Source organism: Salipiger sp. ABN3_019 (assembly GCF_056158605.1).
On sequence record NZ_JBSWTP010000004.1, the window covers coordinates 18,162 to 32,564 of the forward strand.

General features: G+C 66.2%; 14 protein-coding genes. 6 read left to right on the forward strand and 8 right to left on the reverse strand.

Annotation, left to right across the window (positions count from 1 at the left end):
• Window positions 1-45 precede the first annotated feature (45 nt).
• The 6 genes from ACXAD2_RS04020 to ACXAD2_RS04045 all read right to left on the reverse strand — a co-directional run bounded on the left by ACXAD2_RS04020 (window position 46) and on the right by ACXAD2_RS04045 (window position 5,895).
• On the reverse strand, window positions 46-882 hold the full coding sequence (locus ACXAD2_RS04020; RefSeq protein ID WP_475167166.1) for an inositol monophosphatase family protein: 837 nt from the start codon (window positions 880-882) through the stop codon (window positions 46-48).
• Between the two features lie 12 nt (window positions 883-894).
• On the reverse strand, window positions 895-1,623 hold the full coding sequence (locus ACXAD2_RS04025) for a DUF1868 domain-containing protein (RefSeq protein ID WP_475167168.1): 729 nt from the start codon (window positions 1,621-1,623) through the stop codon (window positions 895-897).
• Window positions 1,604-2,719, reverse strand: a complete 1,116-nt coding sequence (locus tag ACXAD2_RS04030; protein WP_475167170.1) for an ABC transporter ATP-binding protein — start codon at window positions 2,717-2,719, stop codon at window positions 1,604-1,606. Before ACXAD2_RS04030 ends, ACXAD2_RS04025 begins: the two co-directional genes overlap by 20 nt.
• Before the next feature lie 2 nt (window positions 2,720-2,721).
• Entirely contained in the window at window positions 2,722-3,627 is a 906-nt protein-coding gene (locus tag ACXAD2_RS04035) for a carbohydrate ABC transporter permease (RefSeq protein WP_475167174.1), read from the reverse strand.
• Window positions 3,624-4,508: a carbohydrate ABC transporter permease gene (locus ACXAD2_RS04040; RefSeq protein WP_475167177.1), complete on the reverse strand. Its 885-nt coding sequence runs from the start codon at window positions 4,506-4,508 to the stop codon at window positions 3,624-3,626. Before ACXAD2_RS04040 ends, ACXAD2_RS04035 begins: the two co-directional genes overlap by 4 nt.
• Before the next feature lie 85 nt (window positions 4,509-4,593).
• The gene (locus tag ACXAD2_RS04045; protein ID WP_475167182.1) at window positions 4,594-5,895 is read right to left on the reverse strand and encodes an extracellular solute-binding protein; all 1,302 of its coding nucleotides are present in this window, start codon (window positions 5,893-5,895) and stop codon (window positions 4,594-4,596) included.
• Window positions 5,896-6,037: 142 nt separating this feature from the next.
• Between ACXAD2_RS04045 and ACXAD2_RS04050 the strand changes: the two genes are divergently transcribed.
• Complete coding sequence (locus tag ACXAD2_RS04050; protein WP_475167186.1) at window positions 6,038-7,207, forward strand: ROK family transcriptional regulator; 1,170 nt, start codon at window positions 6,038-6,040, stop codon at window positions 7,205-7,207.
• Window positions 7,208-7,214: 7 nt separating this feature from the next.
• Here the strand turns inward: ACXAD2_RS04050 and ACXAD2_RS04055 are convergent, their stop codons facing one another.
• A complete protein-coding gene (locus tag ACXAD2_RS04055) occupies window positions 7,215-8,384 on the reverse strand; it encodes an MFS transporter (protein ID WP_475167190.1) in 1,170 nt (389 codons plus the stop codon).
• 200 nt (window positions 8,385-8,584) lie between these two features.
• Here ACXAD2_RS04055 and ACXAD2_RS04060 point away from each other — a divergent pair, with 200 nt between their 5' ends.
• From ACXAD2_RS04060 to ACXAD2_RS04080, 5 genes are read left to right on the forward strand one after another with little or no spacing between them, the layout of a single operon-like run.
• The gene (locus tag ACXAD2_RS04060) at window positions 8,585-9,742 is read left to right on the forward strand and encodes an extracellular solute-binding protein (RefSeq protein ID WP_475167193.1); all 1,158 of its coding nucleotides are present in this window, start codon (window positions 8,585-8,587) and stop codon (window positions 9,740-9,742) included.
• 5 nt (window positions 9,743-9,747) lie between these two features.
• Window positions 9,748-10,641 (forward strand): ABC transporter permease, encoded by an 894-nt coding sequence (locus tag ACXAD2_RS04065; RefSeq protein WP_475167197.1) that lies wholly within the window; start codon window positions 9,748-9,750, stop codon window positions 10,639-10,641.
• A complete protein-coding gene (locus ACXAD2_RS04070) occupies window positions 10,638-11,492 on the forward strand; it encodes an ABC transporter permease (RefSeq protein WP_164183136.1) in 855 nt (284 codons plus the stop codon). Before ACXAD2_RS04065 ends, ACXAD2_RS04070 begins: the two co-directional genes overlap by 4 nt.
• Window positions 11,493-11,502: 10 nt before the next feature.
• A complete protein-coding gene (locus ACXAD2_RS04075; protein ID WP_475167204.1) occupies window positions 11,503-12,564 on the forward strand; it encodes an ABC transporter ATP-binding protein in 1,062 nt (353 codons plus the stop codon).
• Window positions 12,557-13,417, forward strand: coding sequence for a glycerophosphodiester phosphodiesterase (locus tag ACXAD2_RS04080; RefSeq protein WP_475167210.1), 861 nt, complete (start codon window positions 12,557-12,559; stop codon window positions 13,415-13,417). Before ACXAD2_RS04075 ends, ACXAD2_RS04080 begins: the two co-directional genes overlap by 8 nt.
• On the opposite strand, the gene ACXAD2_RS04085 is transcribed toward ACXAD2_RS04080, so the two are convergent.
• Window positions 13,414-14,244, reverse strand: coding sequence for an inositol monophosphatase family protein (locus tag ACXAD2_RS04085; protein WP_475167217.1), 831 nt, complete (start codon window positions 14,242-14,244; stop codon window positions 13,414-13,416). The genes ACXAD2_RS04080 and ACXAD2_RS04085 overlap by 4 nt on opposite strands.
• Window positions 14,245-14,403 lie beyond the last annotated feature (159 nt).

Genomic DNA, 14,403 nt, shown 5'->3' on the forward strand with positions numbered 1-14,403 from the left:
ACAGCATGAAAGCCGAAACAGCCCCCGTGCGGCGAGTTGGCAGCCCTACCAGCGAAGGGCCGCGAGGTCTTCGGCAAGCTCCTTGCTCGCCCCGGCAGTGATGCGCCCCGACCGCAGTGTCGGCAGATAGCCCGGCTCGCCATCTATGATCACGCAGCCGCCCGCCTCCTCGAGCACGAGAACGCCTGCCGCGTGGTCCCACGGGTTGAGCGAGCCGTTGACCGCAAAATCCGCCTGCCCCATCGCCAGCATGCGATATTCGTGGCACGAGCAGCGCAGTGACCGGGCGCTGCGCACCCCGTCGAAGGCGGCAAGGATCTCCGCGCGGCGGGCACCGCCGTAGAGATCGAGCGGCAATGTGCCCTCGGCATTCGACAGGCTCGCGCCGCGGCGGGCCGTCAGCCTGCGCCGCGTTCCAGAAGCGCTGACATGTTCTGCCCCGCCGCCGCGATGCGCCATGACCCAATCGTCGAGCACCGGATCATAGAGCAGTCCGAACACCGTCTGACCTTGGCGGGTGACCGCGAGGATCACCCCGAATACCGCCAGCCCGCGCGCGAAATTGAAGGTCCCGTCCACCGGGTCGATGATCACGCAGGTTTCTGCGTCTGCGATGCTGCGCAATAGCGATGGATCCTCGGCCACGGCCTCTTCTCCGACCACCGCGCAGCCGGGGAGGATGGCGCGGGCACCCGCGGCCAAAGCTGCCTCAGCCTCGCGGTCGGCGATGGTCACAAGGTCGGTGGCATCCGCCTTGGCGTCCACATCGGCGGCTCCGAGATTGCGGAAGCGGGGCAGGATCACCTCCCGCCCCACGCGCCGGACCAGCGCAATGAGCGCCTCCGCCTCGGTTTCGCTGAGGGTCTCGATCTGGTCCTTCATGGCGTGGTCTCCTTACAGGTGCCGCAGCGGCTCGAAATGATGCATGTGCTCGAAGTTGCACAGCTCGATCGGGCCAAGCCGGATGTCCTGCAGCCGCGGGCCATGCTCGGCGAAGAGCGCCTCGGACAGAGCCACCACTTCGCGCGCGGCATCCTCGCTCAGCCAGTGCAGCAGGTAGGCCAGCGAGATGTGGAAGGTATAGGTCTCGTAGCCCTCGGGATCGATGCCGGTCGCCGCGCGCAGCGTCGCGCGGGTGTCGCGCAGCCCCTGCTCGTCGGGGCCGATGCCGTCGACGGTCATCGAATGCCCGGCGAAGATCTCCAGCGCGCGGATGCGTCGGGCTTGCGGCACCGCGATGCCGTCGAGCCGCTCCTTGAGCACGCGGGTCACCTGATTGCGTGTCGCGCCCTTGTCGACGCCCTCGGGCCAGTCAAAGCGGTGGGCAAAGGGGCCCGAGATGCCTTGGAACACCGTCATGTGCAGCGACTCCGCCGGCAGGAAGGTGAAGCACGCGCCGTGCGGGCCGGCCTTCAGCCCCGCCTGGATATCGACAAGGGCCGCGTGCGCGTCGCTCTCGGGGTCGATGTGGCAGATCATCGTATTGCCCGGCCAGATCAGCATCCGGCCTTCGGCGGTGAACTTGCCGCCTTTGCCGGGGGCAGAGATGCCGGAAGGTGCGGTGGCGCCGGGATAGGCGCGGCCCGTGAGGTGATCGACGGGATCAGGACGGAAGGTGGTCATGTTGTACTTTCTTAGTGTGGGAGTGCGTATCGGCCTTGCTCAGCGCCATGCCGGTGAGCGGGTCGAAGAGATGGAGCGCCTCGGCGGGAAGCGAGACGCGAAGATCGCCGCGCAGCGCGGTGCGGGCCCCCAGTGCGGTGGTCATGCGCAGCGCGGTGCCATCCGGAAGGCGCAGGGTCAGCACCGCGTAGGCGCCGAGGTCTTCAGCATAGGTCACCTGTGCGGGCACACCCATCGGCGATGGCACCACCTGCTCGGGCCGAATGCCGAGGATCGCCGGGCCTTGGTGCGGATGCGCCGCAAGGGCCGTGCCGTCGGCAAGGCGCAGCATCCCGCCCTCACCGGTGACGTCGACGAGGTTCATCGCCGGAGAGCCGATAAAGCCCGCGACAAAGGTCGAGGCGGGACGGTGGTAGATCGCTTCAGGCGTGTCGAACTGCTCGATCTTACCCTTGTTCAGCACCATGATCCGGTCGGCCAGCGTCATCGCCTCGACCTGGTCATGGGTGACAAAGACCGAGGTGGCGCCGATGCGACGATGCAGTTCGGCCAGTTCCATGCGCATGTCGTGGCGCAGCTTGGCATCGAGGTTCGACAGCGGCTCGTCGTAGAGCAGCACCTGCGGCTCGCGCACCACCGCGCGGGCGATGGCGACGCGCTGGCGTTGCCCGCCCGACAGCTGGCCGGGGCGGCGATCTAGGTAGTCACCCAGTTCGACAATACGCGCGGCCTCGGCCACGCGCGCGGCGCGCTCGGGCTTTTTCACTCCGGCGACCTTCAGCGCGTAGCCGATGTTTTCGGCGACGGTCATATGCGGATAGAGCGCGTAATTCTGGAACACCATGGCCAGTCGGCGGTTCTTGGGCTCTTCCTCCTGCACCTCACGGCCGCCGATGGTGATGCGGCCGGCGCTCAGCCGCTCGAGCCCGGCGATACAGCTCAGCAGCGTGGACTTGCCGCAGCCCGAGGGGCCGAGGATAACGGTGAACTCGCCGCCGCGCAGCTCGGCGTCGAGGCCGGGGATCACCGGCGTGTCGCCATAGGATTTGACCAGCCCGTGCAGGCCGATGGCGGCGGTGGAGCTTGTCTCGAGCATTGTCATTTCTCCGAGAGGGTCAGACCGCGCACGATGCGGCGCTGGAACAGCGCGATCAGGATCAGCGGCGGCAGGGTGACAAGGATGGCGCCGGTCATTTGCAGCGGGAAGTCGGGGATACGTTCACCGTCTTCCTGCAACCGGGTGAGCCCGACCACGGCCATGGTGCGCGCGGGCGAGGAGGCGGCGACCAGCGGCCACATGTATTGAATCCACGCGCTGATGAACATGTAGATGCCAAGTGCGGTGATCGGCCCTTTCGACAGCGGCAGCAGGATGTCCCACAAGAAGCGCAGCGGCCCCACCCCATCGACGATGGCGGCGCGCGCCAGCTGCGGCGGAATGGTCCGAAAGAACTGCACGAGGATCATCGTGCACGAGCCCTGCGCCATCAGCGGGATCGAGATGCCCGCGTAGCTGTCCAGCAGGTTCCACTGCAGATCGAGCGGCCCGCCAAAGAGCGCGCCCCACCAGCCACCGAGATTGGCCACCACGTTGAGCGGCAGCGCGACATTGGCGGTGACCTGATAGGCGGTGATGATCATCAGCTCGAGCGGCAGCATGATCGAGGCCACCACCAGCGCGTAGACAAAGCCCCTGCCCCGCCCGGTGAAGAAGACCACGGCGTAGCTGGTGGTCACCGCCAGCGCGACCCGGCCCGCGGCGACGATGCCGCCCACGATGATCGAGTTGAGCGTCTGGCGCGGCAGGTCGGTGCGGGACCACACCTCGCGGAAGTTCTCGAGGAAATGGCTGCCGGGGATCAGCGAGAAGTTGTTGCGCAGGAACGCCTCGTAGCTCTGCGTCGCGGTGATCACCACGAAGACCAGCGGGGTCAGCACGAACAGGAGGCCAGCGATCAGGATCGCTCCCGCAACCCGGTCGATGGAGGAGGTGTTCTCGATCATCGGTCGTAGTTCACTTTGCGCTCGAGGAAGAAGTACTGAAAGCCGGTGATGCAGGCGACGAGCACCATGAGGATCACCGTCTGCGTCGCCGCGCCCGACAGGTCGTAGGCTTTGAACCCGTCGGAATAGATCTTGTAGACCAAGAGGTTGGTGGCACCGCCCGGCCCGCCTTTGGTCATCGTGTCGATGAGGCCGAAGCTGCCCGAAAGACTGTCGGCGACCTCCAGCACGATCACCACGAAAAGCTGCGGCGTCAGCAGCGGCAACTGGATGTCCCAGAGCCGCCGCCACGGCCCCGAGCCGTCCATCGCCCCGGCTTTGTGCAGATCCTGCGGGATCGCCTGCAGCCCGGCCAGCAGGATGATGAAGGTGAAGGGGATGGCGTTCCACACGTTGGTCACGAAGAGCATGATGTAGGTGTGGGTGACGTTGGTGCGCGGGTTCCAAAAGCCCGGCCAGATCTCGTTAAGCGGGGCGAGGATGCCGAGGAACGGGTTCAGGATGAACACGAAGATCACCCCGATCGAGGCCGAGGCCACAGCTTTCGGCCAGATGAACACGTTGCGCGCCAGCGGCGAGAGCTTCAGCGCCCGGTCGGCGGCCAGCGCGAGGATCAGCGCAGTGCAAATCGATGTGCCCGAGGCGAGGATCATATAGAGCAGCGTCGCGCCCGCAGAGGTCCAGAACTCACCCGAGCCCAGCACCCGGCGGAAGTTCTGCAGCCCCACGAACTCCGAGCCGCCGCCAAAGGGCTGCTCGAGGTGGAAGGCCCAGAAGAAGGCCAGCAGGATCGGCAGGTAGAAGAACAGGAAGAGCACGATCAGTTGCGGCGCGCTCAGCCACCACGGCAGCCAGCGCGAGCGGAAGATTTCCTGTTTCATGGGCAGGACTTTCGGTTGGGTCGGTCAGCGCGGGGTGGCCGGCCCCGCGAAGGGCCGGCCACATCTCGGGTAAGGGACTGAGGGATCAGGGAAGCTTGCTGCCCTTGTAGGTCTGCTCGAACCGGCGCAGCAGCTCGTTGCCGCGGGCGGCGGCGTTGTCGAGCGCCGCTTGCATGTCCTGCCCGCCGGTGAATGCCTTCTGCGTCTCTTCCATGAAGATATCGCGGAATTGCACGTAGAAGCCGAGCCGCACACCGCGGCTGTCCTCGGTGGCGGGCTGGTTGAGGCTTTCGACGCCGGTGCTTGCCGTGGCGAATTGCGGATCATCCGACAGGCCAGCCGCCTGCAGCGCCGCAAGGCCGCTGTTGGTGACCGGCACATAGCCGGTGATGCGGGTAAACTCGATCTGCTGCTCGTCGCCGCGCAGGAAGTCGAGGAAGGCGCGGGCGGCGTCATACGCGGGCTCGTCATGACCCTTCATCACCCAGATCGAGGCACCGCCGATCAGCGTGTTGTGGCGCTCATAGCCCTCGTACATAGGTGCCATGGCGATCTCGACCTTGTCGCCCAGTGCGGCGAAGGCCGCGCCGTAGGACCCGGTGGAGCCTTCCATCATCGCGCACTCGCCGCTGTTGAAGGCGGTGGTGTATTTGCCCGCGGCGGTGTCGGCGTCGAGCTTCACCAGACCCTCTTCGCGCCATACGGCAAGGTTCTGCAGGTGCTCTGCGACGGGGCCGGTGTTGAAGGTGTATTCGGCGTCGAGCCCGCCATAGCCATTATTCTGGCTGGCAATCGGCAGGCCGTGACGGGCCGAGAATTGTTCGAGCACGCGCCATGGGTGAGCATCGGTGGTGAACGGGCAGTCGACGCCAGCCTCTTTCAGCGCGCGGGCCGTCTCGATCACCGCTTCCCAGGTCTGTGGCAACTCACTCACGCCGGCTTTCTCCAGCAGTTCGCGATTGCCATAGAAGATCAGCGTCGAGCCGTTATAGGGCTGCGAGAAGAGCTCGCCGGTGGATGTCTCGTAATAGGAGCGTGCACCGTTGATATAGTCGCCCCAGTTAACATCGGGCTCGACCTCCTGCACCGGCTGAACCGCGCCCGACAGCATCAGGTCAAGCGTGCCCGCATCGAAGAACTGGATCAGCACAGGGTGCTGTTTCGAGCGGTAAGCGGCGATGGCCTTTTGCATGCCGGTTTCGTAGCTGCCCTGCCCCACGCAGGTGACTTGGTGCTCGGACTGGCTTTCATTGAAGGCGGCGCAGGCGGACTGGATCGCCTCTTCGCCAGTGCCGGTGTTGCCGTACCAGAATTCGATGTCAGCGGCCTGCGCGACGGGCGCGGCGGCCATCAGCGCAAGCGCGGAAAGGGCGGATTTCTTCAGCATGTCGGGTCCTCGGAAGACGGGAGCAGGAGCGCCGGAATCGGCATGCTGGCGTCATAACACTTTATGTGTAACAATGAGGTGACGTGTCTGAAACAGCATTATTTTGCTTGAATACGAAACACCTCACGTAGAATGTGACCAGATGAGCGCTCACTTCCGAACCTTCCCGACCGATCCTACCGCCTTGCTGCCGCGGCGCTTTTGCCGCCAAGGCGCCGCCGTGGTCAGCCGCAACGAGCGCCAGATGCTCTCTGCGGTGTGGCAGGATCCCGAACATACCCGCGCGTCGCTCACCGCGCGGATGGAACTGACGCAACAATCGGTGCACCGGCTGCTTTCGACGCTCCACGATGACGGGATGATCCTCTTCGGCCCGCTCATCCCGCCGAAGCACAAGGGCAAGCCCAGCCCGCGCTTGCTGCTCAACCCTCGTTTTGGCTGTGCGCTCGGAGTTTCGCTCGACACCGACCGCGTTGCCGTGGCTTGCATGGATTTCTCTGGCGGCCATGTCACGCGGCAGTTCCCCATCGCGGGAGACAGCGTCGAGGCCGTGCTGAATCGTCTCGACGAGGCGTTCGACGCGCTTCTTGAACAGACGCGCTTTCGCCGCGAGGACGTGCTGGGGGTCGGCTTTGCGATCGCGGGCTACCTGATGAAGAACGGGCGCTACAACCCGCCCGAACCGTTGAAACACTGGTCCGAGGTCGATCTGGCGCGCGCCGTCTCCGAGCGGTTCGACCTGCCCTGCTGGACCGACAACAACGCCAACACCGCTGCGCTTTGCGAGGCGATGTTCGGTCTCGGGCGGCAGCACCGCAATCTCGTCTACCTGTCGTTCAACTACGGCTTTGGCGCCGGGATCATCAGTGAGGGCGATCTGCTGCGCGGCGCCTTCGGCAACGCTGGCGAGATCGGCATGATCTTCACCCCGGAGGAGGCCGGGATCCGCCCCGCGCTCGGACTGCTTTTGGCCCATCTGCGCCACGCTGGCCATGATCTGCGGAGCATCGAAGAGATCGGAGCGACGGTCAGCCCGATGTGGCCCGAAGTGGAGGTGTGGGCCGATAGGGTCGCGCCGCAGCTCAACCGCGTGCTCAATGCGGTGACCGCGATCGCAGATCCGGCGTGCATCGTCTTCGGGGGCCAGATTCCGCGCCCGCTGGCGCAGGCCTTCATCGATCGGGCTGAGTTTTTCGCCCGGCCACGCCATGGCCATATGAACCCGCTTCCCGAACTCGCGATCTCTACACTCGGAGGAGAGACGCCGGCAGTGGGTGCCGCGTGCCTGCCTCTGCGCGCGCTGGTGTTTTGAGCCTCTGCTACCGTCCCAGCCAGCCGACCACCCGCCCGACAAAGAGCCCGACGAAAAGCAACAGCGGCACGGGTACGATCAGCGCCCACACAGCCCCATAGGCTTCGACCAGACCGCCAAGCAACGGCGGCACGGCGAAAAGCGCCAGCAGCGAGGCCAGAGAGTAAGCCGCCATGGTCTTGGTCGCCGAGCGGGTCGGGTGGCGCATCGCCAATGAGGTCGCCACGGGCGCGCCAAGCGCCACCCCACCGCCGACCAGCGCAAAGCCGACCAAGAGGCCCGCAGCCCCAAGCCCGAGCGCGGGCGAGAAAATGCAAAGGCCAAGCCCCGCCAGCGTCACCAGCGCCATGAGCCGCAAGAGCACGCGCACCCGCAGCCGCGCGCGCAGCATGTCGCCGCCCATCCGCGCGGCAAACATGCCGATGGTGAACGCCGCGTAGATGCGCGAGGCGCCGATTGCATCCAGACCCAGCTCTTCGCGCAGATAGAACATCGACCAGTCGTAGACGACGCCCTCGGTGATGCTGAACCCGGCGATCAGGACGAGCAGCCCCAGAACAAACGCATCGGGCCGTGCAAACCTTGGCCCGTCCACCGGCGCGGTCACGAGCGGTTCGGGATCACCCGCACGCGCCGCCAGCAGTACAACCAGCGGCAGGCTCGCGGCGCCGAGGAGCGTAAGTTCTGCCGCAGTGGAAACGCCTCGCGCGGCGGCCCAGCCGCCCAGCACCGCGCCGACGAACAGCCCCGCCGACCATAAGCCATGGCATTTTGAGATGACATTGCGCCCGCTCTTTTCTTCGATCCGCGCGGCGATAAGGTTCTTGGCCACCTCGAGGATCGCCATGGCAAACCCATAGGCGAAGAGCGGCAGCGCCAGACCAAGCAGCCCGTCGGCCAGCCGTCCCGACGCGGCGAGCGGCAGCAGCACGACGGCCGCGAGCAACATCGCGGCGGCAATGCGCCTTGCACCGAACCTCTCGATCAGTCGGGCCGCGAGCGGAAAGCCAAGCAGCGTTCCCAGCGTCTGCGCCAGCAGCGCGAGCCCCAGCGCCGAAGGGCTGATGCCCTGCGCCGCGGTCACGCCCGGAAGGCGCGAATAGAGTGTCACATAGAGCGTCGCGTTGACGAAGAAGATCGACGCAGGAAGCGCATAGATGGGCAGAGGCAAGGTCATGGTCGGGCGAAATCCTGAAGCAGCGCGCTCGCAGAACCATCAATTCATCCGCAGGTCCATGGGCAAACTGTTAGCGCCAGCAATCTTCATCCAGCCATCATCAAACCTTTGCAAAAGGTTAACACGGGCCGCCTATCTGCCCCGCCAGTGAGCTCGTCGACCTCCCCGGCGAGACGCCTCTGACCATTCAGGAGCCCCCCATGACCTCCAATTTCTCGCGCCGCGGTTTCCTCCGGACCGCGGCAGCCTCCGCCGCTGGCCTCGCCCTGCCCCGCATTGCATTCGCCGCCGACGGCTTTGTGAACGTCTACACCGGCTCGGACAGCAACATCTCTGATTTCTGGACCAATGTGATCCTGCCCGGCTTCAAGGCGGTGAACCCGGGTGCCAAGGTCCGCGTTGTCGACGCCGGAGATGGCGCGGGGCTGCGCGCCATGGCCGACCGAGCCATGGCCGCGCTCGGCAGCGATGCCGATCCGCAGGTCGACCTCTTCGAGGCCTACACGCCCGATCAGACCGCTGGCTCCATCGACGCAGGGCTGTGGGTGAACTTCGCCGAGGCCGGCACCCAGAACCTGGACAAGGTGAACCCCGCCGCCAAACAGACCGACTTTGATCTGCCCTACCGCGGCAGTCAGGTGCTGCTGGCCTATGACGCCAGCCGCGTCGCCGCCGAGGACGCGCCGAAGACCTGGGACGAGATGACCGCCTGGATCCACGCCAACCCCGGCCAGTTCATCTACAACCGCCCCGACAAAGGCGGCTCGGGCGGCAACTTCGTGCGCCGTGCGATCCACGAGGCCAATGGCCGCGACCCGCAGAAGTTCACCCTCGAAAACTTCTCCGAGGACTATGCCGCGCAGAGCCTGCCGGGCGCGTGGGACCTGCTGAACGGCCTTGCGCCGGACCTCTATGAGGGCGGCTCCTATTCCTCGGGCAACACCCAGTCGATCCAGCTGCTGGCGCAGGGCGTTGTGACCATGACCCCGGTCTGGTCCGATCAGGTGCTGCAGGCAATCTCGATGGGCGTGCTGCCGGAAGACACCGGGCTTGTGCAACTTCAGGACCTCGCGCTCTGCGGCGGCTTCAGCCGGATCACCGTGCCGACCAACGCGGCAAACCGCGACGTCGCTCTGCAACTCGCCGCCTATGTGCTGTCGGAAGAGGTGCAGTCGAAGATCATCACCGAGCTTGGCGGCTTCCCCGGCGTGTCGTGGGATCACGTCGACGGCGCGCTGCGCGAGAAATACGCCGACGTCATCCCCGCCTCGATCCCGACCTTCCCGGGCGGCGACTGGGACGCGGCGATCAACGATGGCTGGTATCGCAACGTCGCGCCCGGCCTCACCCGGGGCTGATTGCGATGACCGACCTTTCGTCCTCCGGCACGCGCCGGACGGGCGGCACGGCACAAAGTAGCGGAAGGGGGCTCACGGGCCTCCTTCTCGTTTCCGCGCCGGTCGCCCTGCTTGGCTGGCTGATCATCTACCCGATCTTCAACGCCATCGCCCGCACACTGATCGCGCCGACCGAAACCGGCAGCGAGATCAGCCTGGACACCTACGTCCGCTTCTTTTCCGACGGCTATTCGCTGGCGAACCTTTGGCTGACGCTCTGGGTGACGGCGGTCTGCGCGGCGCTGCTGCTGGCGATCTGCCTGCCGCTCGCGCTCTACCTGCGCTTTGCCAAAAGCCGGGTCGCGGGCGTGGTGCAGGGGCTGGCGCTGTTTCCGATGTTCGTCCCCTCGGTGATCCTCGCCTATGCGCTGATCCGCACCGTCGGGCCGAACGGCGGCGTCGATCTGGTGCTGAACGCGCTTGGCCTGCCCAAGATCGCCTCGCCCTATCTGACCCCTTGGGGGCCGATCATCGGGCTGGTCTGGGACAATATCCCGCTCACCACGCTGATGCTGGTCGCGGGGCTTGGCGCCGTTTCAGACAACGCGGTTGAGGCCGCGCGCGATGCAGGCGCGCGACCGCTCGCCCTGCTGCGCCACATCATCCTGCCGCAGATCGGCAACGCGATGCTGGTGGTGCTGTCGTTCACCGTGCTCAGCATCTTTTCCGCCTTCACACTGCCCTACGTGCTTGGCCCCGCCTCGCCTGAGATGATGGGGCCCTTCATGCAGCGCACCTTCTCGCAGGTGATGGACACCCGCATGGCGGTGACACAGGCGGTGATCACCTTCGGCATCTGCGCCGTCTTTGGCGCCTTCTACGTGCGCTCCATCGCCAAAAACCGCGAGGCCCGCCGATGACCGCCATCGACCCTTCGACCCTTTCCGCCGAAGTGCCCGTCCACCGCACCAAACGCCCCGACTGGCTGGGCCTCGCGCTGGCGCTGGCGCTTGGCATCGTGGTGGTGATCCCGCTGCTGGTGGTGGCGCTCTGGGCCTTCGCCGAGGTCTGGCGCTACCCCAGCCTCTTGCCGCAGGAGTTCGGCTTCCGCTTCTGGCAGGCGACGCTGGCCCGCCCCGACGTCTGGTCGGCCATGTCGCTGTCGCTGCGGCTGTCGGTGACGGTCACGCTGCTTTCGGCGCTGATCTGCCTGCCAGCCGCCTATGCCTTCGCGCGGCTCGATTTTCCCGGGCGCAATGTCCTTTTCCTGTCGTTCCTCGCCTCGCATGCCTTTCCGAAGTTCGGCCTGCTGGTGGCGATCGCCGGGATCTTCCTGAACCTCGGGCTGATCTCGACCTTCTGGGGCGTGGTGCTGATCCAGCTTGTCGGCACGCTGATGATGATGATCTGGATCCCCGTCGCTGCCTTTCAGAACGTCGACCGCGCCATGGAAGAGGCCGCACGCGACGCAGGCGCAGGCCCGATCCGGGTGTTCTGGTCGGTGAGCCTGCCGCAGGCCGCCCCCACCATCTTTGCCGCCGTGCTGCTGAGCTTTGTCGGCACCTTCTATGAGACAGAGGGCGCCTGGCTGATCGGCGCCCCCGAGATCCGCACCATGCCGGTGCTGATGATCACCTACATCAACAATCAGATCGTCGTGCAATACGGCGCGGTGCTGTCGGTCCTTCTGTGGGTGCCGAGCTTTGTCGCGCTGATGTTCACCCGCCGCCTCGTCGGCTCGGCATCCTTTGCCAAGGGCTTCGGCGTCTGAGGAGACTGCAATGGCACAACTGACACTCAAAAATCTCGGCAAATCCTTCGGCGACACCGAGGTGATCGACAACCTCTCGCTCACCGTGGGTGATGGCGACCTGGTCTGCCTGCTCGGGCCGTCGGGCTCGGGCAAATCCACCGTGCTGCGTATGGTCGGCGGCTTCGAGACGCCGAACCGCGGCGCGATCCTGATCGACGGCGAGGATGTGACCCGCGTTCCGCCCGAAAAGCGGCCCACGGGCATGGTGTTCCAGAGCCACGCGCTCTGGTCGCATATGTCGGTCGCGGGCAATATCGCCTTCGGGCTCAAGCTGCGCCGCATGCCGAGCGCGCAGATCCGCGACAAGGTGCGCGAGGCGCTGGCCCTCGTAGGCCTCGAGGGCTTCGGCGAACGCCGGGTCTGGCAACTGTCGGGCGGTCAGCAGCAGCGCGTCGCCATTGCCCGCGCGCTGGTGCTGGAGCCGAAAATCCTGCTGCTCGACGAGCCCTTCGCCAGCCTCGACCAGCACCTTCGCGAGCGCCTGCGCGAAGAGCTGCGCGACATTCAGCGGCGGCTCGGCATCACCACGCTCTTCGTCACCCATGGACAGGATGAGGCGCTCGCGCTGGCTGACCGCATCGTGGTGCTGCGCGGCGGCGAAATCGAGCAGGTCGCCAGCCCCGACCGCATGTACCGCGCGCCACAGACGCGCTTTGTCGCCGGTTTCATCGGATCGATGAACTTCCTGCCCTGCGACATGCGCGGCGGCGTCTCGGATCACCCGCTCTTCGCCGTCCGCGCCACTGTCCCCGATGGGCCGGTCGAACTGGCGATCCGTCCCGAGGCCCTGAGCCTGCGCCCGTCCCGCAACACCGGCGCTCGTGTCCACCGCGTCACCGATTACGGCACCCATCTGCTTGTGGATGTTGATCTGCCGGAGGGCGCCCGGATCAAGGCGATGTGCCCGCCGAGCGGGCGCTTCGAGGCCGGGCAGGAGGTTGCGCTAGAGGCCAATCACGTGGCGATTTTCCGGGGCAGCGCGAAACTGGCCGATGTGACCATAGACCGCCCAGAGATGGTTCATGTCTGAGCCCCGGCACGCCGCCACAATGGCCCCGCCCACCGTGCTCGATCACGCCGCAGGCCGGACATGGCTCAAGTGGCATCGGGGGCGTCGCCGGGTCGCGGATTTCGACTTCGACCCGCGGCGCATTCGCGAGGGCATGCGCCTTGGCGCCTCGGTGGAGATTGATCTGCGGCGCCACGCGGACGGCGGTTTTGCGGTGCTGCACGACGAAACGCTCGAGCGCGCCACGACCGGCAGTGGCGCAGTGGCGCAGACCTCTGCCAGCGCGCTTCAGGGCCTGATCCTGCGCGATAATGACGGGCTGCCGACGGGCGTTCCCGTGGCCCTGCTGAGCGCGCTTTGCCACGAGCTTGCCACCGCGCCGGTTGGCGCGGGCGCGCTACTGCAACTCGATCTGAAGGAAGACAGCAGCACGCTTACGGAGGCGGATGTTGCCGCCTTCGCCCGCGATGTTGCCCCGCTGCAGCGGCACATGGTCCTCTCGGGGGGCGACGCGGCGGCGGTCGCTCGCCTTGCCGCCGCGCTTCCCGATCTGCAGATCGGCCACGACCCCTGCCACTTCGGCGCACGCGATGCGCTGGCCGGCTCCGGCGATGACACCGGCTTTGTCGCGCGCGCGCTTGCCGAGGCCGGAGCCGCGCGGATGATCTACCTCGACATCCGCCTGATCCTCGACGCTCTGGGGCGGGGCTTTGACATGATCGGCGCGTTTCACGCCGCCGGACGTCGCGTCGATGCCTACACGGTGCAGGGTACCTCGCCTGACATGGCGGCGCTGTGCAGACGGCTGATGTCGCTCGGGGTCGACCAGATCACCACGGACGACCCCGAGGGGCTGTTTGCCGCGCTGGCCTAGCCCGCCGCGAAGCCCTCGAGAAGCCAGGGATGCATCCCGGCGCTGCCCGCAAGGATGGCGCCGGGGCTGCGGATGTCGCCGCCATCAAAGCTGGTGACCACGCCCCCCGCCTCGCGCAGGATCAGCACCGAGGCGCCGTAGTCGACCAGCGACAGCATGTCCTCGAAGAACCCGTCCAGTCGTCCCGCCGCCACATAGGCGATCGACAGCGCCGAGCTTCCCAGCCGCCGCACGCCCGACGTGCTGTCCATCGCACGGCGCAGCGCAGCGTGATAGCTGTCTTCGGGCACGCTCTGCACCTGCCCGCGGATCGGCAGCCCCGCCCCGATCACCGAGTTCTCGACGTCGCCCGAACCGGTCGCATCAAGCCGCTGCCCGTTGAGCCATGCGCCCCGCCCTTTCTCGGCGGCGAACATCTCGCCCATCATCGGATCATAGGTGATCCCGGCCACCACCTCGCCGCCTTCGAGCCGGGTGATCACCACGCCGAAATGCGGGATGCCCCACGCGTAATTGGTGGTGCCGTCGATCGGGTCTATGACAAAGGTCGGGCGGTCTGCCTCTGCCGTGCGGTCGCCCACCTGTTCTTCTCCGATGATGCCGCAGCCGGGAAAGGCCGCCTGCAGTTCGGCGACGATCACCTCTTCGGTCTGCAAATCGCCCTGCGTCTGATAGTCGTGGCGCCCCTTGAAGATCATCTCACCGGCATCTCGGCGGCGCAGGGTCTGGCGGGCGATCTCACCCCCGGCAAGGGCCGCCTGCGCCATGGCGCGCAGTCCTTCGGAGGCGGTATCTGGAAGGGCTGTCTGCAGTGTCAGGGAAGGCATTTTGGCGTCTTTCAAAAACTATATTTGTCAGCACTGCGATGCGTCCGCCGCGACCCCGGGACAAGTGAAGTTTTGATGAATGGCTGCAAACGAACACCAGTCGGCGACCCTTCAGCCTTTGGCCGAGGATTGAGCCCACGACTCTCTGAAGGACACGAA